18 protein-coding genes, 1 tRNA gene and 1 pseudogene are annotated in these 22,333 nt (G+C 40.7%); 9 read left to right on the plus strand and 11 right to left on the minus strand.

All coding sequences use genetic code 11. From position 1 onward, the window contains the following. Nucleotides 1–116: 116 nt before the first annotated feature. Nucleotides 117–1,832, minus strand: a complete 1,716-nt coding sequence (locus AC012T_RS22665) for a DnaJ domain-containing protein (RefSeq protein WP_487060984.1) — start codon at nt 1,830–1,832, stop codon at nt 117–119. Nucleotides 1,833–2,120: 288 nt separating this feature from the next. Continuing rightward, nucleotides 2,121–2,193 (minus strand) — tRNA-Ile (locus AC012T_RS22670). A gap of 320 nt (nt 2,194–2,513) precedes the next feature. Between AC012T_RS22670 and AC012T_RS22675 the strand changes: the two genes are divergently transcribed. Further along, on the plus strand, nt 2,514–3,215 hold the full coding sequence (locus tag AC012T_RS22675) for a hypothetical protein (RefSeq protein WP_487060986.1): 702 nt from the start codon (nt 2,514–2,516) through the stop codon (nt 3,213–3,215). Between the two features lie 54 nt (nt 3,216–3,269). Then, nucleotides 3,270–4,616 carry a hemolysin family protein gene (locus tag AC012T_RS22680; protein ID WP_487060988.1) on the plus strand — a complete coding sequence of 449 codons (1,347 nt, stop codon included), beginning with the start codon at nt 3,270–3,272 and terminating at the stop codon, nt 4,614–4,616. Between the two features lie 134 nt (nt 4,617–4,750). Here AC012T_RS22680 and queC read toward each other — a convergent pair whose 3' ends face one another. Then, a complete protein-coding gene (gene queC / locus AC012T_RS22685) occupies nt 4,751–5,428 on the minus strand; it encodes a 7-cyano-7-deazaguanine synthase QueC (RefSeq protein ID WP_487066704.1) in 678 nt (225 codons plus the stop codon). A 585-nt stretch (nt 5,429–6,013) separates the two neighbouring features. Here queC and AC012T_RS22690 point away from each other — a divergent pair. The 4 genes from AC012T_RS22690 to fcmC all read left to right on the plus strand — a co-directional run bounded on the left by AC012T_RS22690 (nt 6,014) and on the right by fcmC (nt 9,696). Further along, nucleotides 6,014–7,096, plus strand: a complete 1,083-nt coding sequence (locus AC012T_RS22690; protein ID WP_015216272.1) for a Gfo/Idh/MocA family protein — start codon at nt 6,014–6,016, stop codon at nt 7,094–7,096. Between the two features lie 86 nt (nt 7,097–7,182). Continuing rightward, nucleotides 7,183–7,806: a DedA family protein gene (locus AC012T_RS22695; RefSeq protein WP_487066706.1), complete on the plus strand. Its 624-nt coding sequence runs from the start codon at nt 7,183–7,185 to the stop codon at nt 7,804–7,806. A gap of 256 nt (nt 7,807–8,062) precedes the next feature. Further along, the gene (fcmB, locus tag AC012T_RS22700) at nt 8,063–9,199 is read left to right on the plus strand and encodes a filament morphology actin-like protein FcmB (protein WP_438890523.1); all 1,137 of its coding nucleotides are present in this window, start codon (nt 8,063–8,065) and stop codon (nt 9,197–9,199) included. Between the two features lie 8 nt (nt 9,200–9,207). Then, nucleotides 9,208–9,696 (plus strand): filament morphology membrane protein FcmC, encoded by a 489-nt coding sequence (gene fcmC, locus AC012T_RS22705; protein ID WP_487060991.1) that lies wholly within the window; start codon nt 9,208–9,210, stop codon nt 9,694–9,696. Between the two features lie 230 nt (nt 9,697–9,926). Here fcmC and AC012T_RS22710 read toward each other — a convergent pair whose 3' ends face one another. The 4 genes from AC012T_RS22710 to AC012T_RS22725 form a co-directional block, all read right to left on the minus strand. Further along, nucleotides 9,927–10,508 (minus strand): CPBP family intramembrane glutamic endopeptidase, encoded by a 582-nt coding sequence (locus AC012T_RS22710; protein WP_015216276.1) that lies wholly within the window; start codon nt 10,506–10,508, stop codon nt 9,927–9,929. A 237-nt stretch (nt 10,509–10,745) separates the two neighbouring features. Then, the gene (locus AC012T_RS22715) at nt 10,746–11,804 is read right to left on the minus strand and encodes a DUF3326 domain-containing protein (RefSeq protein WP_487060993.1); all 1,059 of its coding nucleotides are present in this window, start codon (nt 11,802–11,804) and stop codon (nt 10,746–10,748) included. 50 nt (nt 11,805–11,854) lie between these two features. Continuing rightward, entirely contained in the window at nt 11,855–12,037 is a 183-nt protein-coding gene (locus AC012T_RS22720) for a hypothetical protein (RefSeq protein WP_487060995.1), read from the minus strand. Nucleotides 12,038–12,158: 121 nt separating this feature from the next. Continuing rightward, complete coding sequence (locus AC012T_RS22725; RefSeq protein WP_487060997.1) at nt 12,159–12,476, minus strand: 2Fe-2S iron-sulfur cluster-binding protein; 318 nt, start codon at nt 12,474–12,476, stop codon at nt 12,159–12,161. A gap of 461 nt (nt 12,477–12,937) precedes the next feature. On the opposite strand from AC012T_RS22725, the gene AC012T_RS22730 reads away from it, so the two are divergent. Continuing rightward, on the plus strand, nt 12,938–13,843 hold the full coding sequence (locus AC012T_RS22730) for a bestrophin family protein (protein WP_487060999.1): 906 nt from the start codon (nt 12,938–12,940) through the stop codon (nt 13,841–13,843). A gap of 281 nt (nt 13,844–14,124) precedes the next feature. Here AC012T_RS22730 and AC012T_RS22735 read toward each other — a convergent pair whose 3' ends face one another. After that, on the minus strand, nt 14,125–14,973 hold the full coding sequence (locus AC012T_RS22735) for a M28 family peptidase (RefSeq protein WP_487061001.1): 849 nt from the start codon (nt 14,971–14,973) through the stop codon (nt 14,125–14,127). A 252-nt stretch (nt 14,974–15,225) separates the two neighbouring features. On the opposite strand from AC012T_RS22735, the gene dnaK reads away from it, so the two are divergent. Then, nucleotides 15,226–17,304, plus strand: coding sequence for a molecular chaperone DnaK (gene dnaK / locus AC012T_RS22740; protein WP_487061003.1), 2,079 nt, complete (start codon nt 15,226–15,228; stop codon nt 17,302–17,304). A gap of 141 nt (nt 17,305–17,445) precedes the next feature. Continuing rightward, a pseudogene (locus AC012T_RS22745) lies at nt 17,446–18,440 on the plus strand (DnaJ C-terminal domain-containing protein). 208 nt (nt 18,441–18,648) lie between these two features. Here AC012T_RS22745 and AC012T_RS22750 read toward each other — a convergent pair. The 3 genes from AC012T_RS22750 to AC012T_RS22760 are packed head-to-tail and all read right to left on the minus strand — an operon-like array spanning nt 18,649 to nt 22,313. Further along, nucleotides 18,649–19,695 (minus strand): ABC transporter ATP-binding protein, encoded by a 1,047-nt coding sequence (locus AC012T_RS22750; RefSeq protein WP_487061005.1) that lies wholly within the window; start codon nt 19,693–19,695, stop codon nt 18,649–18,651. Nucleotides 19,696–19,730: 35 nt separating this feature from the next. Continuing rightward, nucleotides 19,731–21,347, minus strand: coding sequence for an ABC transporter permease (locus tag AC012T_RS22755; RefSeq protein ID WP_487061007.1), 1,617 nt, complete (start codon nt 21,345–21,347; stop codon nt 19,731–19,733). Between the two features lie 3 nt (nt 21,348–21,350). Continuing rightward, nucleotides 21,351–22,313 (minus strand): iron ABC transporter substrate-binding protein, encoded by a 963-nt coding sequence (locus tag AC012T_RS22760; RefSeq protein ID WP_487066708.1) that lies wholly within the window; start codon nt 22,311–22,313, stop codon nt 21,351–21,353. Between the last annotated feature and the right edge of the window lie 20 nt (nt 22,314–22,333).

Consider the following 22,333-nt stretch of genomic DNA (forward strand, 5'->3'; position numbering starts at 1 on the left):
TTTGTAATTTCACTAATTCCCGCTATATCAACACCCTTTAAGGACGTTTTATAAAACGTCTCTACAGGAGAAAGTTTCTGTAACCTATTACACAAATTTATGTATTAAAATCGGGTTTATTTTTCAACATTCACAAGCATCTGAAAGTTATGATAAGCCTGATTTACAGCTTGCATTGCAGCTTTAGCACTTTCTGAATTATTAATATCAGGATGATACAATCTTGCTAATCGACGGTAGGCAAGTTTCACATCGTCAGGATGGGTGTTTGTATTTACACCTAATATTTCCCACCATTCCCCAACTATAGATAATTTTTCAGTGCTTTGGACTTGCCTCCAAATTTTGATTGTGCCACTTTTACCACCACTAATCAAAATTTCACCATCTGAACTAAAAGCTAAAGGACTAAAACCAGAAAAAGTTGCTAATAATTCCCCAGTTTGTAGATTCCAAAGTTTGATAATTCCATCTTTACTGCTACTAGCGAGAGTATTACCATTTGGATGGATAGCAACAGATAAAATCGCCTTTAAGTGTCCTGTCAAGGTGCGGATTAATTCACCTGTTTTCATATTCCAAAGTTTAACAGTGGTGTCTGTACTTCCGCTCACAAAAATTTGATTATTTGGAGTGATAGCCAGCGTATTCACTCCGGCTAAATGTTGAGTAAGAATACAACGTTGTTGACCAGTTTGTAAATTCCAGATTCTGATAGTTTTATCTGCACCACCACTAACTAAAGTTGTACTATCAGGGCTAACAGCAATTGCTAAAACTGCATCCGTGTGTCCATTTAAAGTGCGTTTGATGTTTCCTGTATAACGTCCCCAAATTCTAATAGTTTTATCTGTACTGCCGCTAATAATAATTCTGTCATCTGGACTATAAACTACTGCATTAACAAAACTGTTGTGGCTATAGGGAGAATTTAAATAAGAAAATGCGCGATTATATTGTTTTGTTTCCAATTGCCAACTGCTAATTTTTCGATCTACACTACCGCTAATAATTTGCTTACCATCTGGACTGATAGCCACAGATAAAACTGCTTCAGCTTGTCCAGAAAATGTATATAAAAATTTTCCAGTTTTCAAATTCCACAGATTAACTTGTCTGTCATCGCTACCACTAATCATAGTTTTTCTATCGGGATGAATAGCTACTGCATTTACAGCCCCAGAATGTCCCTTGAGCGTTTTTAGACATTGCCAAGTTTGAGGTAATTTGTTATTAACTGATACAGTTTTTACTTCAACTTTGAGGGAGTTAACATTTTGTGTATTCTTGAGATTTTCTAACTCATCCTCAATTTCTAAAGCTGCAAATTTCTGACTAATATCATCACCAGATAACTCTCTTAATGCGGCGGTGTAATCATCCATTTGTAGAACTTTTTCTTCCATGCGTTCAAAAACTTGCATGGGAGTTTCTTTAAATTCAGAATTATCTAACAATTGCGCGACACCATAAGCAGCTAGTCCAACTACAGCACCTATTCCTGCCACTGGCATACTACCTATACCGAAAGCTAAACCAATTTTTGGTGCAACGATTCCTATCCCACCAACGACACTAGAAAAACCAACACCACCGACAGCACCTATTCCCATTGCTCCAAAAACTACTGTATCTCCCTCTGTGATGCCTTTAAATACGCCATATATAGCAACACCTGCAATTGCACCCGCAGCGCTAACAGAAGTTGCACCTATTCCTACAGCACCAAAGCTACCTGCTATCCCAATTCCGCCAACGGTAGATGATAGACACGCACCAGTTAAACTTCCAGTGGTGATGAATGTTGCACCTATTATGGATGTTGGTTTCATGACTTGACCTTAGTTCATGTAATAATTATTTAGCATTTTTCAGCGGAGTGATGTGCTAAAAAATTAGGACTTACGCACTGTCAAAACTGCACATGATATGTATGAACGCAATTGCCTAGTTTCAGGCTTTTGGAATCACATATGAGTGCGGTGCGTCAGATAGAGAAAATCTGTTAGATGCTTAATTATCGGATCTGACGCACCCTACAAGAGATAAAATCCATAATTCATATTTGATAGATTTTGTTAATGCGTAAATCCTAACCTATTTAATTTCTGAGCTTTAAATGCGCCCTGCTGGAATCGAACCAGCCTGAGGACGAATTATGAGTTCGTTGCCTCCCCAATCGGCCAAGGGCGCTCGTTGTGTTAGATTTTAGTTTTGTCTACTTAAGCTTTAATGCTAACTCTCTGTTATTATTTGAGCTTGAGTCAATTATTGACTTTTAGACAAACGCACGTCTATAAGTATAGCATGATTTTACAACCTTTGCCAAATTTTAAAAATTTCCTCAGGTTTGAGAGTCTGAAGACAAAACATCACCTAATCACAAGTTTATAGAAAAATGGCGATTTTAGACTTTTTACGAGAATAATTAATGAAGTTAATGATATATGGTTTAGCTTTAACGCTTTAACACTTGTAAATAAATTAAATTCCTTCTAACTAGCTTGTCAGCGATGAAAATAAATTCCACTGTAGTTTTGACGTTGATTTTGTTAACCCTAATGTTGGGTGCAGGTTCTGTGAGTGCATTTTTGGGCTTTACGATGGGAAGTTCTGCTCTTAAAGGTGTGACTACACCAGATGGTCGTCCTGTAACTAAATTTGCCAGCAGTAAGACCAATAATGCTCAACAGGTGGGAATAAGCCTTTTAAAAGAGGATGAGATTCTGAAAAGTGTTCAATCACGGATTCAAGGGAATACGAGTGCGAGCAAAGCAAAAAAGCTAGATGAAGATGAAGAAGAGACAAAAACCAAGAAACCTGAAGTCCAGGAAACGCCTCCAGAAGTGACGGAAGAAAAACTGCAACCAGGATTTCCAGTTGTTGCGGAAAGTGAGGGTGTCACGTTGTCTGTACAATCGGCTCGCTACTCTGGTGGTGATTTATTACTAAAAGTAAAAATGCAGAACCAAGGTGCTGATTCTGTAAGGTTTCTGTATAGTTTTTTAGATGTCACTGATGATAAAGGCAGAACACTAAGCGCTATTACAGAAGGATTGCCCGCAGAGTTGCCTACTAAGGGGCCAACATTTACAGGTACAATTAGTATTCCCACAGCTTTGCTGGATGATGTGAGCAAAATCTCGCTGGCACTGACAGATTATCCTGCTCAAAAACTAAAATTACAAGTGTCAGATATTCCTGTGGAAAAATAGAAATGCTATTGTTAGCGTTTTGGTATCGGCGTAAGTTTTACACGAGCTTTAACGGTGAGTGGTTTTCCTCAGTTAATTTGGACAGATGTAGGGTTGAGGTTGTTGTCAGTGCTACTGCTGATAGCAATTAATGCTTTTTTTGTCATGGCGGAATTTTCGATGGTGACTGTACGGCGCACACGTATTCACCAATTAGTTCAGGCTGGGGACATTCCAGCGATCGCTGTCGAAATGCTACAACGTAGTATTGACAGGCTTTTATCTACGGCTCAGTTAGGTATTACCCTCTCTAGTTTGGCGCTAGGTTGGATTGGAGAAAGTACGATTGTTGTATTGATGGAGGCATGGTTGAAATCTTGGCCTTTACCCATCAGTTTGAGTAACGTCCTGGCTCATTCTTTATCAGTTCCAATTACTTTCTTTTTGATTGCCTATTTACAAATTGTTTTCGGGGAATTATTTCCAAAATCGGTGGCTATGCTGTATTCAGAACAGCTGGCCAGGTTTTTAGGGTCTTCAGTCAAAGCGATAGTACGTTTTTTCAGCCCTGTAATTTGGATTCTCAACCAATCAACCCGCTATCTGTTGCGATTATTCGGCATTCAATATACAGGACAAAGCTGGAGACCGCCAGTTACTCCTGAAGAATTGCAATTAATTATATCAACAGAACGAGAATCAACTGGTTTAGAGTTATCAGAGCGAGAACTGCTCAATAATGTTTTTGAGTTTGGAGAAATCACAGCGGAAGATGTAATGATTCCCCGTACCAACGTTATAGCCTTGCCAGAAGACGCAACTTTTCACACCCTACTCCAGGAAATGATATCTAGTGGTCATTGCCGCTTTCCCATTATTGGCGAATCTCTAGATGACGTTCGCGGTATTGTTTATTTTCAAGATTTAGCAAAACCATTAGCTACTGGAAAGCTGGCTTTAGATACACAAATCCTACCTTGGATGCGATCGCCCCGCTTTGTCCCAGAACAAACTTTGTTGAGCGAACTACTGCCCATGATGCAGCAAGAAAAACCAGCTATGGTGATTGTTGTCAATGAATTTGGCGGTACTGTAGGACTGGTAACAATTCAAGATGTCATTGCGGAAATTATTGGTAATGCAGGTGAACCGGAAAGTAACGATTACCTGTTAGTCCAAATGTTAGACCCGCAGACATTTTTAGTGCAAGCCCAGATCAACTTAGAAGAACTTAACGAAGTCTTACATCTCAATTTACCCTTAACGCGAGAATATCAAACCCTGGGCGGTTTTCTGCTCTATCAACTGCAAAAAATCCCAGATAAAGGCGAAATCCTCTTTTATGAAAACCTCGAATTCACCGTTATGTCAGTTATGGGGCCACGCCTCAACCAAATTCAAATCAAACTTTTAGCAGGATAGGGAGTAGGAGTTCGGAGTTCGGAGTTCGGAGTCAGGAGTCAGGAGTCAGGAGTCAGGAGAAGAATTACCAATCACCAATTACCAATTACCAATCACCAATCACCAATCACCAATCACCAATTACCAATTACCAATCACCCAGCATAGGGAACTAAATCTTTTAAACCCAATTCAGCGAAAGCTGCTAAACGCAAACGGCAGGAGTCACAAACACCACAAGCCACTTCACCACCAGCATAGCAAGACCAGGTTAGCTCCCAAGGAACTCCCAACTGGTTGCCTAGTTGGATAATTTCGGTTTTTTTCAAATTAATTAATGGTGCAACAATATTAATTGGTTGTCCTTCGAGTCCTTGTTTGGTTCCCAAGCGGAAGACTTCTTGCATAGCTTGGATATAATCAGGACGGCAATCAGGATAGCCAGAGTAATCTAAAGCATTTACGCCAATGTATACCCGTTGCGCGGCGATGGTTTCAGCATAGGCCAAAGCAAAACTTAAAAAGATGGTATTACGGGCAGGGACGTAGGTTACAGGGATATTTTGTGACATCTCATCTAGAGAACGTTCTTGAGGGAGAGCGATCGCATTATCCGTTAACGCCGAACCACCCCATTGCCTTAAATCAAAATTCACCACCTGATGTTTCACAACCCCAACCGCTTGGGCAATCAGTAAGGCCGACTCTAGCTCTCGTTGGTGTCTTTGCTGGTAATCAAAGGAAATAACATAACATTCACAACCATCAGCCCTTGCTTGGTAGAGAACTGTAGAAGAATCTAATCCCCCAGACAACAAAATTACAGCTTTCATCTCACTTGATAATTTAGGTTTACCCATCGTTTGCTTTCATTACATCCAAAGCAGATGCCACCAATCAACGAACTCAGAAAATCACTAACACCAATTTCTTCCAAAAGGTGAGACAATCAACAAAATGCAACAAACCTAAAAAAATAAATATGAAAAAAAATTAATTTCCCTTAGTCTGACGCAACAACCTTGCTGAAGATTATACTTGCAGCGTTAGTCATTTAATTGTTTGTAATTTTACTAGTAACACGCGTGATTAATTTACTACGGAAAAATAAGTACTTATTCCAGTAATTGATTGCCGAACCGTCACCTGTGAATTTTTACGTAGGTCTGACGGAGCTTGTAAAGTCAACAAAACAACACATAGTTTTTTGTGTCTATTCTAAAAGAATGGCGCAATTAATAACTATCTATCCAAAAGGTAGCCAAATAGTGGGAACTGATCATAAACTTTGAAATTCTTCATAAATAGAACCACTATGTTACCATCTGGATGGTTTTAGACGGATCGCACCTGGCGCTTAAGTATAAAGGCCAACGACCGTAGCGTCTTTAAATTTGGTGGTTGAGGAGAAAATAATAGTGCAAAATAGCATGTCAGTGGCAGAACCAAATCTATATTCACAGCGCAACCAGCCACGAGCAATCCGCATAGGCGTGATTGGAGTGGGTAACATGGGACAACATCACACCCGCGTACTGAGTTCAATGAAAGATGTTGAACTGATAGGCGTTTCCGATATTAATGTTGAGCGAGGCTTAGAAACCGCCAGCAAATACAAAGTCCGTTTTTTTGAAGATTATTGCGATTTGCTACCTCATATAGATGCAGTTTGTATTGCTGTACCTACTCGCTTACATTATGCGGTTGGCATCAACTGCCTGTTAGCTGGAATTCATGTTTTGATTGAGAAACCAATCGCTGCAAGTATTTCTGAAGCAGAATCTCTCGTCAACGCTGCTGCTGAGTCTCAATGTATTTTGCAAGTAGGTCACATTGAGCGTTTCAATCCAGCGTTTAGAGAACTCAGCCAAGTTTTGAAAACTGAGGAAGTACTAGCGTTAGAAGCTCACCGGATGAGTCCTTATTCAGCTAGAGCAAGTGATGTGTCAGTAGTACTGGATTTAATGATTCATGACATTGACCTGCTTTTAGAATTAGCTGGTTCTCCCGTAGTGAAATTGACAGCCAATGGTACTCGCTCTTTAGATTCTGGTTATTTAGATTATGTGACTGCTACCTTGGGTTTTGCTAATGGTGTCGTCGCTACTCTGACAGCTAGTAAAGTTACTCACCGCAAAATTCGCCGCATAGTTGCCCATTGCAAAAACTCATTTACCGAAGCAGATTTCCTCAAGAACGAAATTTTGATTCATCGTCAAACTAATATCAACCCTCTCACCGACCATCGGCAAGTACTTTACAAGCAAGATGGTTTAATAGAAAAAGTCTATACCAGTAACATTCAACCTCTAAGTGCAGAGTTAGAACATTTTGTCAACTGTGTGCATGGTGGGAATCAACCTTCAGTGGGTGGTGAACAGGCTCTAAAAGCTTTAAGATTAGCCAGTTTAATCGAGCAGATGGCTCTAGAAGAACGGGTTTGGAACCCATTAGACTGGCAATCAGAATCAAGAGTACAATCATTAACCCCAACTGCCTAGAAAATGAGAGAGCCGGTGATAGGGACTAGGGGAATAACTGCCCCATGACCTATCACCCATTACCTATTACTGACTACCCATTATCTATGCTCGAATGGATCACTAACACGATCAACTCCCTGGGATATTTGGGAATTGCTTTGCTGATGTTCCTAGAGAACCTTTTTCCGCCCATACCTTCTGAATTGATTATGCCATTGGCAGGATTTACAGCCAGTCCATATCAACCAGGAGGGGCAAAAATAAATATATTAGGCGTATTTTTATCAGGGCTTTTGGGTTCTGTACTTGGCGCACTGATCTGGTATTATCCAGGTAAGTTTTTGGGAGAACGACGCTTGAAAACTTTAGCTAACAAGTACGGTAAATGGCTGGCTATATCTGGTGAAGATATTGATAAGGCTAAAAGCTGGTTCAACCAACAAGGTAATAAAGCAGTATTAATAGGTCGTCTTGTGCCGGGAATCCGTACCTTAATTTCCGTTCCCGCAGGTATGAGCAATATGCCCTTGCCTGCCTTTTTATTTTACACAACTCTGGGTAGTGCTGCCTGGGTAGGCTTGCTCACATATTCAGGATACTTGTTAGGTAGTCAATATGAACTTGTGGACGAATATCTTGCGCCTGTATCTAAAATTGTTTTAGGCGGTCTGGTGCTGGTATTCTTCCTTTGGATATTCAAGCGCAAGAGCAAAAGTATTAGAAGATAAACCTGTGTAAGTATTGGGGTGAAAGTAGAAGTTAAAAATGTGCAAATTTCTCTTACACTATAATGCCAAAATAATGCTAAATTCGCATTGGCGTTCGCGTAGCGTGACCTAGTAAAGCCCACCACAGGTATCACGTACAATTATTGTGACGTATTTCTAGCTACACTTGACCCAAGTAGGAATTTTTTCCGACTTCGCCGTTTTGTAAGATGGGCATGATAACTTTTTACAGTTAAGTCACCACATAGGAGCTTTCATGACAGACCAACCTCCAGTAGCTAACCCGATGAATGCCGCTGCTATACCAATGAATAGAGTAGCGGCAACCCCTATAAATAATACTAATAAGCCAATCAGTATTTCGGGGAAAAACATTCTCAGTGTTGATTTAGGTAGAACCTCTACCAAAACTTGTGTGAGCCGCGAACCAGAAAATGTGGCCTTTATTCCCGCCAATGTCAAGCAGATGTCAATAGAACAAATACGAGGTGGGGTATTTGAGTCTAAAGCAACAGATCCTTTGATGGATTTATGGCTGGAATATCAAGGTAATGGATATGCTGTTGGTCAAATAGCAGCAGACTTTGGAGCCAATTTAGGAGTTGGACAATCTAAGGTAGAAGATGCAATGGCTAAGGTTCTGGCTGCTGCTGGTTACTTTAAGCTTAAAGACGATATTTCTGTAATTGTTGGTTTGCCTTTCCTTTCTCTAGAGCAATTTGAACGGGAAAAAGCTCAATTAACGAGTTTGATTAGCGGCCCCCATATCATGAATTTCCGTGGGGAAACTGTTCAGCTGAACGTCACTAAAGTTTGGGTGATGCCAGAAGGTTATGGTAGCCTGCTGTGGTCTGAAGGCCAACCAAATAAAGGAACCTCGATTCCTGATTTGACAAAGGTATCAGTGGGGATAGTTGATATTGGACATCAAACTATTGATTTGCTGATGGTGGATAACTTCCGCTTTGCTAGAGGTGCTTCTAAGAGTGAAGACTTTGGAATGAGCAAGTTCTATGAAATGGTGGCTAAGGAAATAGAAGGGGCTGATAGTCAATCCTTAGCACTAATTTCTGCTGTGAATAAGCCCAAAGGCGATCGCTTTTACCGTCCCAAAGGTGCCAGCAAACCTACCAACTTAGACGATTTTCTCCCTAACCTCACAGAGCAGTTTTCACGGGAAATTTGCTCTCGCGTGTTAGCCTGGTTGCCAGAGCGTGTAACTGATGTAATTATCACCGGTGGTGGTGGTGAGTTCTTCTGGGAAGATGTACAACGTCTGCTCAAAGAAGCCAAAATTAGCGCCCATTTGGCAGCACCCTCTCGCCAAGCTAACGCTTTAGGGCAATTTATTTATGGGGAAGCGCAGTTATCTGCTGTTCGCGCTGCTAGGTAATAAAACTGATGTTCCAATGGTCAAAAAAGGTAGTTAAATCGGTAACATTCAACCCAGAAATTGCTGATGAGAGCTTGTTAGCACAGGTGGAAAGTTACTTGGAGGCACAGCCCGAAAAAACTTTCAGCGACCTCTGTAAGGAAGCTCTATGGCAAGCTTTATGTGTACCGGAATCTGTACGACCTTCTCCGAATACAGCAGCATTGCCGATGGAACAAAAAATCGGTGAGTTGCAACGTCAATTAGCTGGCCTTGAGGAACGTTTTTTTGCTAAGGAGTCCAATCGTTTGGAGGCGATGGAAAGCCAGATATTACAACTTACTCAACAAGTTGCACAACTGGCTATTATGCTGAGTCAAGGAGCATCTACTCAACCTCCAACTTCATCAGTACCGATGGTAGAAGTAGTTAACAATTCTGGTTCTACTCCCGATACCACTCCCCAAGAGGTTGACCCTGTGATTAGTCGCTTGAGCCAGTATCTTGATGATTTCTAAGAAAAAGCAAGTTTATAAGCGTTTTACAAGCTAGATCGGGAAGTGTGAGCAATTTATTAGTTAAATCCAGAACCTGAAAACAAGTTCTGGGTTTAATTTTTTTTGTTAGTAAACAGGTGGGCAGAATAAAATCAAACTGTGTAAAGAAAAGCAAACAAGGCTAAAACCCTTTTTCCCTCTGCCCTAAGAGTGATTGGGTACTTTTTTATTGGGAAGTCCCTTAGCATTACCTATAAATTACGCATTTTCCACATATAGCTAGATAGCAGATTTGTCAGTATATGCGCCACAATTGGTACTAACAAGTTACCGCTGAACAGAGCGCTATACCCCAAAATAATCCCGATAATTGTTGCCCAAATTACATAAGGCCATTGTTCGGAACCGCTGAGATGTAAAACTCCAAAACAAAGACTGGAAACGATGACGGCTACATGATTAGCACCTAAAGCTGGTAGCATGACACCGCGAAATAATAATTCTTCACTTAAACCTGGTAATAACCCTAGCCAGATCAAATCTGGTAAAGCTAAAGGCTTGAGTACGAGTTTCAGATAATAATCTGCACTTTTACGATAGGGAGGAGAAAAGCGATAAGCTAAACTACTTAAAACAGTTATAATTACACTCAACCCCACTCCTAAAAATAAATCTTTTGGATGCCAGTACAACTTAAATAGGGGAATGTTACCAAAGCGCAACCACAGCTTGGCCACTATCCACAAAATAATGGCAGTCGCGCCCATAGCCACAAGTACTTGGGTACGTGTGAGATAGGGAATTTCTGGCTCTTGGTTTTTTTGTTCAACCACAGGTATTTAGGGTAATAGGGGACTGGGAAAATTTTTTCTAATGACCGGGAATTTTAGATTTTAGATTTTAGATTTTAGATTAAAAAAATTTGGTATAAGCCCCGTCCTGAAGGACGGAAAAATACGCGCTGCGTAAGCTTCGCTAACGTAAATCCCAAATCCAAAATTTTCAAGCTCTACATTTTAGGGTGGAGTCAATCCAAAATCTAAAATACTCGCTGCGCTGCGTACGCTTCGCTAACGTAAATCCAAAATCGAGTGACCAATGACTAATGATGAATGACTTATACCAGCTTTGTGAGCTACTAATACACCTACTGCTTCTAAATATGAGTTTACCTGTATAGAGTTGATCCCTAATGCTGGGGCAGGAACTTGTATTAAAGTTTTATTTTCTGCAACTGTAATTATTTGGCATTGCTTCTGGCTTAAACTTAGTAAGGCACTGCCACCACAAGCATTTGCAGGTACTATAACAGCATCAACTTGATCTGCCCAAATATCTGCTGGTAAAGAATTAATAATTTCTCTTTTGACGATAAATTGGGGAGCGCTACTTAAGCCGACAAGGACGCAAGGTAGAAAGGTATAACCTAATTCTTCAGCAGCCGAACGGGGGGATAAATTGGGATCTGGAAAGGCTGGTGCAAGGGCGGGAGCATGGGCGCAAGGAATTTGAAAGGTGCGGACTAATAGATGGCTAATTACTGCTTCTGCGCCTGCTAGGGGGTCTACACCATGACCATGACGGTAGTTTTGGGCTGCTTCTTCATCTATGTTATCGGGAAAACGAGCAACAACTGCGATCGCATCTACTCGTTCTTTTTGAATCAATATCTCAGCCCCTCGCAGTAAGCTGTCTGGGTTGCCAATTGTTCCCCAGCTTGCACCAGAATCAGAAGTACGCAATTCTACGTTTAACGGGGCATCTGTAATTACATGATTTGCAATGGTTAAACCCAAGGTGGCTCTAGCTGCATCTGCGGCTTGCAGGTGTCTGAGCATTAATTCAGGTTCAATGCCCTGGTCTAAAAGTAAACCTACTCGGTTACGGTGAACAGGACGCAAACCCCATTCCCCAGCAGCAAATTTATCTAGTCCATAACCTTCAACATACAGAGTGTTGGGAATATGCCAATACAAACTAGCGCCATTCATGACATTGGGATGAGTTATCAAGCGATCGCACACCTGTGATATAACTTTAGCCACAGGCAATGCGTCACCAGCATAACCGCCAATTGCTGCCCCAATGCCAGTAGGAATAATTAAAATCGCTGTATATGGACGTTGCATAATTATTAGATAAGGCGATGATAAATCGCCACAATCATCTAATTTATTTACTACTTATTACTAGCCGTAGTTACAACGGCTTCCACAGTAGCCTTTTGCCGTTCTTCGTCTACAGAAGTAATAGCCCAACGCAAGGGTTCACCTTGTTTTTTCAATTCGGCTTCAATAACTTTTTGCAATTCTGTAGGAGTTTCTTGGAGGGCGATTTCGGCACTAATAAAATGAGTAGTCATGACAGCCAAACCTATATAATGGTAATTTCTAGAATACAGCCATTTTTTGTTAATTTGTAATGGGTAATTGGTAATTTGTAAAATTTTATTACCCCTTACCAATCACCGATTACCCAGTTTATTAGTCTTTACCAAATTGCTTTTGATAAACTATGTCTTCTTTTTCTGTGTCAATTTTTAAATCAGAAAGAGGTTTAGCCACACAAAGCAACACATAGCCTTGTTTTTGCAATTCTAGACTCACCCCCATACCATCAGCTTGGTCTACCTCACCTTCAGTAATTTGACCCGCGCAAGTCGTGCAAACACCAGCACCACAAGAAGTTGGCAAATCTAAACCAGAATTTTGAGCAACTGAGAGGATAGTTTCATTTTCAGGAACTTGCAAAGCATGAATTTTGCCTTGGTGGTTAATTTCTACGGTGTAAGTTTTGGACATATATAACAGCCGAGTGTGCCAACGGACAAATAATTCATTTTATCTGATAATATAGACGCATGGTTAACTTGTGCAATGCTAATCAAAGAATTATTTGCAAATAATATGGTAGTCAGGTATTGTAAAAATTGGTGTTCTAGGAAATTCACGTAAACATTCAAGCTCCATGAAAGCTTGCTTTTTAGAAATTAATAATATATGTTCTTGATTGTGCTAATAATTACTTAAACTCATAATTATTAAATTTTTACTAAGCAAATATACATAAAATTATATTACATTGCTAATTTACGTGTAACAACACGCTTGTATTAGCAATTTCGCTAATATATTTGTTTGTAAGAACGAGTTGCTTATCTCAGCGGCACTTAAATATACAAAATTGAATGCAATTATTATTTATGCGGATTTATTTTTAATTGTAGATTTACCAAACATCTAAGTTGATTGAGAAAAACTACATGGCAAACAAAAGGTTGCAATGGTTTAAAATTGCTCTACAGATTAAAGGTTCCGTAATTACAGCCATTTATCTACGAGTTATTGGCTGTGGAATATTTGGCATTTTAGTTTCAGTACTTTACTATTTTAAAGTACCAGTTTCTCAACCTATTTTAGGAACTGTAATTCCTAGCATTGTTTTAGGTTTATTACTAGTTTTTCGCACAAATACAGCTTATGAAAGGTTTTGGGAAGGCAGAAAAATCTGGGGTTCTATAGTTAACACAGTCCGAAATTTATCACGGCAAATTTGGGTATCTGTTGATGAAATTTCGATAGAAGATAAAGACCATAAAATTGATACTTTAAATTTATTAGTAGCTTTTGCAGTAGCGACAAAATTGCATTTACGAAGCGAAGCTATAAATAGTGAATTAGAAGAATTAATGCCAACTTCTCGGTATATCAAGCTCAAACAAATGAATAATCCTCCTCTAGAAATAGCTTTCTGGATTAGTGATTACTTACAACAACAATACAACCGCAATTGCTTAAACAGCTACCAATTAAACTCTCTACAACAATTATTAAATATTTTGGTTGATAATTTAGGCTCTTGTGAACGCATCTTAAAAACGCCTATTCCCCTAGCCTATGCCATTCATCTCAAGCAATTATTATTATTATATTGCCTGTTATTACCATTTCAAATCGTCGAAAATCTTGGTTGGTGGACAGGATTTATTTCGGCTTTAGTTAGCTTTACCTTATTGGGTATTGAAGCCATTGGTTTAGAAATAGAAAATCCATTTGGCTATGATGCCAATGATTTACCTTTAGATAATATTTGTAACACAATGAAACGGAATATTGATGACTTAATTAGTTTGACTCCTAGCGTCCATTCATACAAAGAAGATATATGATCTGAACGCCAGTTATTTATGTAGGGTTTGCTGTAAAGCCCTGCGGGCATAGCTTCGCTTACCGCAGAGTGTGCCGTTAGGCATAAACCAAGAACATAGATATATCAACAGTTTCAGGCTGAAAAAAGTTGGAGAATGTGCAAAAAATAAGCGATGAAAGCATCAAAAACCGTTCGTTTAACCAGATTTGAGAATATTCAGATCTCCTTCTAATTCTTCTTCCTGACTTCTGACTCCTGACTCCTGACTCCTGAATTCTTACATATTTGATTGGTAATTTTTCACAACCGCCTAATACCAATTTCCAAACCCTCACAGACACCTGTGAGAAAATCTAAATCCAAAGTAGCAATAGTATCGCTTGGTTTGTGATAATGCGGATTTCGCATAAAAGCAGTATCTGTCACCATCATTGCTGGATAACCTTGATCCCAAAAAGGAGCATGATCACTGAGTCGAGTTTGGGGAACTATTAAACCGCGATTCGGTGCTGGTAGCCATTTACTCGGTACACCAGCTTGGCGAATACTGCGACTTAAACTCATTAAATCGCCCAAAGTCCGCCAATTACCAATTAACCCAATAAAATCACCACGATTTGGGTAAATCAGCCCTAAAGGAGAAGGGTAACTTTGGGAACCAGGGTTAGAATCTCGATACCCTAACATTTCCAAAGACATCATCAAGCGTAGCTTTTGCCCTTGTTCGCGCAACAAAGTTGCATAATCAGCACTTCCCAGTAATCCATATTCTTCCATATCAAAAGCCACTAGACGCAACGGATATTTAATTGGTTCAGCGGCAAAATTTCTAGCAAATTCTAATAAAACAGCCACACCTGTAGCATTATCATCAGCAGCTACTGTACCAGGTACGCCATCATAATGAGCGCCGATTAAAATGGGTGGTAAATCTAACTTTTGCTTTTTTGCTGAAGCGGGTAAATTTAAAATCAAGTTTTTGCAGCTTTTAGTCCCTACTTGAAAGGTGTGGATTTCCACACTTCCCCATTGGGAAAATTGTTGGCGAATGTATTCTTGAACAAAAAAATGTCCCGCAGTTGCCATATAGGGATCGCGTTCTCGTGCTATCTCTTGTAAATGATTTTTTAATCGCTGTTTTAATGTCAAGTTAAAGATTGGTAATTGGTGGTTATTAAAATTCTGACCTATTTTCTGTTTCCTATTCCTGATTCCCTGTTGCCTCACTGCAAATGCTATCCTAGTGCAAGCAAGTAGCGCCTCAAGCTAAAATTTTTCCAATTCTTGATTTAATGGTGATAATTATACCATTGGGCGGTTTTCATCATTGAGCGCCAAGCAAGAGGAAGTCTCGCCTAATCATAATAAATGTATAAGAAACGCTTAGGAGAAGAGTAACGCATGGGCAAGGTAGTCGGCATCGACTTGGGTACAACCAACTCAGTAGTCGCCGTGATGGAGGGTGGCAAGCCGGTGGTGATTGCCAATGCAGAAGGAATGCGAACAACCCCCTCAGTCGTTGGCTTCAGCAAAGAAGGGGAAAGGGTGGTTGGGCAAATGGCAAGACGGCAAACGGTTCTGAATCCCCAAAATACCTTTTTTGCGGTGAAACGCTTTATTGGGCGGAAATATGGTGAACTGAACCCAGATTCCAAGCGTGTGCCATATACTATCCGCAAAGATGACATAGGCAATATTAAAGTTGCTTGTCCACGACTAAATAAGGAATTTGCCCCAGAGGAAATTTCAGCTATGGTGCTGAAGAAATTGGCAGATGATGCTAGTCGTTATTTGGGAGAAGCTGTGACTGGGGCTGTGATTACTGTTCCTGCTTATTTTAATGATTCCCAACGCCAAGCTACTCGTGACGCGGGCAGAATAGCTGGTTTAGATGTGCTGCGAATTCTCAATGAACCAACTGCGGCTTCTTTGGCTTACGGATTAGATCGGGGTGAAACGGAAACTATCTTGGTTTTTGATTTGGGTGGTGGAACTTTTGATGTGTCGATTTTGGAAGTAGGAGATGGCATATTTGAAGTTAAAGCCACTAGTGGAGATACCCAGTTAGGTGGTAATGATTTTGATAGAAAAATAGTTGATTGGTTGGCAGAGCAATTTTTAGAAGTAGAAGGTGTAGACTTAAGACGCGATCGCCAAGCTTTGCAAAGATTAATGGAAGCAGCAGAAAAAGCGAAAATAGAACTTTCTGCCGTTAGCGTCACGGATATTAACTTACCCTTCATCACTGCCACAGAAGATGGCCCCAAGCATTTAGAAACTCGCCTGACGCGATCGCAATTTGAAGGACTTTGTACTGACTTAATCAGCAGAGTGCGAACCCCTGTTAAACGGGCGCTAAAAGATGCCGGACTTTCATCTAGAGATATTGAAGAAGTTGTACTAGTAGGCGGTTCCACAAGGATACCGATGGTAAAACAGCTAGTTCGGGATTTAATTGGCATCGAACCCAACGAAAACGTCAACCCTGATGAAGTTGTGGCCGTTGGTGCTGCTATTCAAGCAGGCATTCTCGCAGGTGAACTCAAAGATGTGTTGCTGTTAGATGTCACACCCCTATCTATGGGATTAGAAACCATTGGTGGCGTGATGAAAAAACTGATTCCCCGCAACACAACTATACCAGTACGACGCTCTGACATTTTTTCCACCTCTGAAAATAACCAAAACAGCGTAGAAATCCACGTTGTCCAAGGTGAAAGAGAAATGGCAACAGATAATAAGTCTTTAGGACGGTTTAAGCTGTATGGCATCCCACCAGCGCCCAGAGGTATACCCCAAGTTCAAGTATCATTTGATATTGATGCCAACGGTATTTTACAGGTAACGGCTTTAGATCGGACTACTGGTAGAGAGCAAAGTATCACAATTCAAGGCGCTTCTACTTTAAGTGAATCAGAAGTGAATCGGATGATTCAAGATGCTGAAAAATACGCCGACATCGACCGGGAAAGGAAAGAACGGGTAGAAAAACGCACTCGTTCCGAAGCCTTAATTTTGCAAGCGGAACGGCAATTGAGGGAAGTAGCCTTAGAAATGGGGATGCAATTTGCCCGTAACCGTCGCCAACGCATTGACAATATTTGCCGAGAACTGCGTGAAAGTTTAAAAGATGATGACGATCGCGGTATTGACCAAGCCTACGCTGACCTGCAAGATGCTCTGTATGAGCTAAATAGGGAGGTGCGAGAGTATTATGCTGATGATGAAGACGAAGACTTGTTTGGCGCTATCCGTGACATCTTTACTGGCGATAAAGAAAAAGAACGAGAACGGGATTATCCCAGAGAAACCTATCGAGAACGGGATTCTTACAGCCGGGACTATGGCAGAGATAATACCAACAACTATGGCAAAGACTATGGTCGAGAAAATCGTTCTTCCTCTTATGATAGTCCTCCCCCACGCAGAAGCCGTCCCAGCTATCAGGATAATTGGGATGATGACGATGATTGGCTCTAAAGTAATTTTAGATTTTGGATTTTAGATTCAGGAGGCAGGAGGCAGAAGGCAGAAGGCAGAAGAAAGATAAATATTAGCAGTTCCCTGTTCCCTGTTCCCTGTTCCCTGTTCCCACTAATAACTGATAACTAATAACTTATTATGCAAAATTTGCAGAATTTTCGGGATTATTACGAGATTTTGGGAGTAACGAAAGAAGCCTCTAGCGAAGAAATAAAAAAAGTTTATCGCAGGTTAGCAAGGCAATATCACCCTGATCTTAATCCAGGTAACAAGGAAGCAGAAGAAAAATTTAAGACTGTTGGTGAGGCTTATGAAATCCTTTCCGATCCGAGTAGGCGATCGCAATACGACCAGTTTAGCCGCTACTGGAAACAAAAAGGCTTTGCTGGTGCTAAACAAACACAAAAACCCAAAGCTTGGGGAGATAATCGTGCCAACGGTCGCACTAATCAGGAAGTAGACCCCAGCGAGTTTCCTGATTTTGAAAGTTTTATTAATACGGTAATTGGTGTCAGCAGCCGCCAAGATAATAAAAATACCGCAGCTAATACCACTCCTAGCGACCCGTTTCGGACTCCCAGAACCAAAGTTTCATATACAGTTAACACCCCACCCCGCACCACCCGCAGGGATATAGAGCTCGATTAACCTTACCCCTAGAAAAGGCTTATCAAGGTGGTAACGAACGCATTCGTTTAGAAGATGGGCGATCGCTTGAAGTAACTATGCCTCCAGCAATGGTAACAGGTCAAACCATCCGTCTGCGAAATCAAGGCATTGGTGGCGGCGATTTATACTTAAAAATTACCGTAGACCCCCATCCATTATTTAAACTAGAAGGTGCAAATATCTTCTGTCAAATTCCTGTAACTCCCAGTGAAGCAGTCTTAGGAGGACAAGTAGAAGCACCAACCCTAGACGGGCCAGTAAAAATGACCATTCCTCCCGCAGTGAGATCCGGTCAAAGATTTCGTCTTGCCAATAAAGGCTATCCTGGTGACAACGGTAAACGCGGCGATCAATTAGTAGAAATTCAAATCGTCACACCCAAAAATATTACAGATGAAGAAAGACAACTTTACGAAAAATTGCGGGAAATTGAAACCTTTAAACCCCGTGCTGATTTAATTTAATTGTCAGAATCAGGATGTCCAGGATTTAAGGATGAACAGGATGAAAAAGAGGATTTGACAACTAATAGACATCTCCAGAAATGACAGCAGTTTTCATGTAATTAGACCACACTCTTAATTCCTCTTTGCGCCTCAGCGTCTCTGCGTGCAATAAAAAAATGTGGTTAACTCGCCCGAATACCTGAAAACACCCGTACTTTTAGCCACCCTAACTTTTTGCAGGAAAAATGTGTACACCATTACCTGTTATGGATAACTCTACCTTTGTACCTACAGGTATGGCTTTAGTCGCCATGAGTCGCGCATGAATCTCTTTTCCCGAAAGAGTTTTTAAACAGTATTGATATTCCCGTCCTAAAAAGCGGCGGGTAGTAATAACAACAGGTGCATCCGTAGCTGGTTTTAAAAGCAAGTCTTCTTGGCGGATCATGATTTCGCCAGTATCGCAGTTAAAATCAGTTGGGATGCTAAAACTACCAACTTCGGTTTCCCATAAATTACCTTGACGACGAGCAGAAATAAAGTTAGCTTGAGTGACAAATTCAGCTACAAACCGGGATGATGGATGGGTATAAATTTCTTCTGGTGTGCCTAGTTGTTCTAAATTTCCTTGCTGCATGACTCCAACCACATCAGATATAGCTAGTGCTTCTTCTTGATCATGGGTAACGAAAATAGCTGAAGTCCCTGCGGCTTTAAGAATATCTCGAATTTCTTCCCGCAATCTTAATCTAACTTGAATATCCAGATTACTTAATGGTTCATCTAAAAGCATAATCTGGGGTTTTGGTGCTAAAGCCCTAGCTAAAGCGACTCGTTGCTGTTGTCCTCCAGAGAGTTCATAGGGGTAGCGTTTTTCTAAACCTTGGAGTCTAACTAATTCTATAACTTCAGCGACTCGCTTTTGTTTTTGCTCTTTACTAAATTGTTTTAAGCCAAAAGCAACATTTTCTGAAATATTGAGATGGGGAAATAGGGCATAGTCTTGAAAGACAACGCCGATATCACGCTGTTCGGGTGGTATGCTAATTGAATTATTACTAACTACCTGTCCAGCAATTTCGATTGTTCCTACTTGCAGACGTTCAAAGCCAGCAATTAATCGCAACAGTGTAGTTTTACCACAACCAGATGGGCCAAGTAATGCCAGTATGTCTCCTTGTTGCAATGTTAAAGATACATTATTAACTGCGGGAAAAACACTTTGGGAAAATTGCTTAGTGACATTCTGTAAATTAAGAATTGCTTGTTGCATGGCTGAATTACAAAGGAAATACAGAGAACAGGAAATTAGAACTTGGTTTGGATTTCTGGTTTGATATTAATTTTCTCTTTTTTGATATTTTCTTGAGATAACACTAATAAAGTTGCAACTGTAGAAACTAATAACATCGCTAATGAACCAGCAGCGGCATCAGCAAAGTCTACATTTTCTGTAGCTTGCCAAATTTGCACGGCTAAGGTATTAAAACCGATGGGTGCTAATAACATGGTTGCGGGAAGTTCTTTAATAGCTGTCAAAAACACCAAGACTGCACCACTTAATATCCCCGGTTGCACTAGTGGTAAGGTGACATCTTTTAAACTTTGCCAAGCTGTTCTTCCTAAACTTCGGGCTGATTCTTCTAGTTGGGGATTGACTTGTAAAAGGGAGGTGCGGACTGTTCCTACTGTTTGCGGTAAAAATAACACTAAATAGGCAAACACTAGCATTGGTAGGGTTTGGTATAAAAATGGTAGATAGTTAGCCCCAAAAAATACTAGAGATAAGGCGACGACAATTCCCGGTACACCAAATCCTAAGTAAGAACAGCGTTCAATCATGGCTGTAATTTTACTGGGGAAGCGAACTGATAAAATTGCCACTGGTAGGGCAAAGATGATGATAGCTAAAGCTGCTAGTGCCGCAGCCAAAATTGAGTGCAGGGCAGATGGTAGTAAGTTAGGAAAGTTGTAGCCGCTGTTGAATCCCCTGCTTAACCAAAATAAGGTGATACCTACTGGTAATACTACGCCTAAGCTAGTAATGAGTAGACAAAATGCAAATGCTGGCCATTTCCAAATGCCTAATTTGCTAATTTTGGGTGGACGTAGGGAAGCTGAACCACGACTATAATAAGCTGCACGCGATCGCACTCGATACTCTAACCATAAAATCAACAGCACCAATATCACCAACATTAATGATAAAGCCGCTGCTGAATTCCGGTTAAAACTAGCTTTATATTGCAGAAAAATTACCCTTGTAAAGGTATCAAACCGCATCAAAGAAGGTGTCCCAAAGTCCCGCAAAGCATACAAAGCTACCAATAACCCCCCGGCAATCAGGGATGGTTTCAACTGAGGTAAAACCACCTTAAAGAAGGTTTCTCGATTGCTATAACCCAAACTCTGGGCAGCTTCTTCTAAGGAAGGATCTATCCCTTGCAATCCAGAACGGACACTTAATAGCAGATATGGAAAGGTAAATAAAGTAATGGCTAACACCGTCCCCGGAAAACCATAAATAGAAGGTAATTCTTCCACCCCTAAAGGTGCTAATAACAACTGCAAAAAGCTACCTCTGGGTGCTAAAGTTGCAATCAAAGCAAAACTACCTACATAGCTGGGAACTGCCAGAGGTAATGTTGTCGCTATTAGCCAAAACCTCCTGCCTGGTAAGTCTGTCCGCACAGTTAAAAATGCTAACGGCACGGCAATCAGTGCAGAAAATATAGTCACTGTTGCTGCCATTGCCGCACTATTAAAGAATACTGAGATATTGCGAGGACGAGATATCAATTTCCATAACTCATCCCCACCAATACCTATGGTGCGGATGACTAAGTAAACTAGCGGTAGAGCAATGGATATTGCCACTACTCCAGCCGCTAATGTGAGAAATAATGGAGGACGAACCGATTTCAATTTCTACAAAACTCCCGCTTCCTGTAATAATTCCAAAGTTCCTGGCAAATCATTCAAGTTAGTCAGATTGATATTTGGGCGGCTAATCTGGCTGAGTGGTACTTGGTTGGCTGGGCCTTGTACTCCTTTAACCAAGGGATATTCGTTAGTTTCTTTAGCAAAATATGTTTGTGAACTCGGTTTGAGTAGATAGGCAATAAATCTTTCTGCTTCGGCTTTTTGCTTGGTGGAGTCCATAATTGCCACCCCAGCGATGTTAATCATCGATCCTGCGTCTTTTTTGGTGTAGTGAGTAGCCACAGGAACATTAGGGTTAGTTTTTTTGAAGTTAGCTAGGTAGTAGTTGTTTACTAAACCAATTTGAGTTTCACCTCGTCCTAGTGCTTCCACAATTGCTGTGTTATTGCGGTAATCTTTGACACCGTTGGCTTTCATTGCTCGCAGCCATTGTAGAGTTTTTGGCTCTCCCTCTAGTACCCGCATCGCTGTGACAAATGACTGATAGGAGCCATTAGTTGGAGCCCATGCTACTTTACCACGCCATTGGGGTTTGGTTAAATCCCAGATGGAATTTGGTAGTTGGTTCTTTTTGACTAGCTTAGTGTTGTAGTTAAGGACACGAGCGCGTCCAGAAATACCCATCCAATGTCCTTTGGGTGAGCGGAAGCGAGAATCTACTTGGTTGAGTAAGTTGGGAGGAATGGTTTGTGTGCGCTTTTGTCTTTCTAAAGTCCCTAATGCACCGGCATCTTGAGCAAAGAATATATCTGCACGGCTATTTTTGCCTTCTTCCAAAAGTGCGATCGCTAACTCAGCTGTATCACCATAACGCACTTGAATATTCAACTTTAAATCTTTTTCTGCCTGTTCGAGCAATGGCTTAATTAGTTTTTCCCCTCTCCCAGAATAGATAGTCAGGGTTTTGGTTTGTGCGTTCACACTCAGTCCTATTCCCGAACTCAGCATAAAAGCTAAAGTTGCCGCTG

It is taken from the genome of Anabaena sp. EIM26 (genome assembly GCF_057568715.1).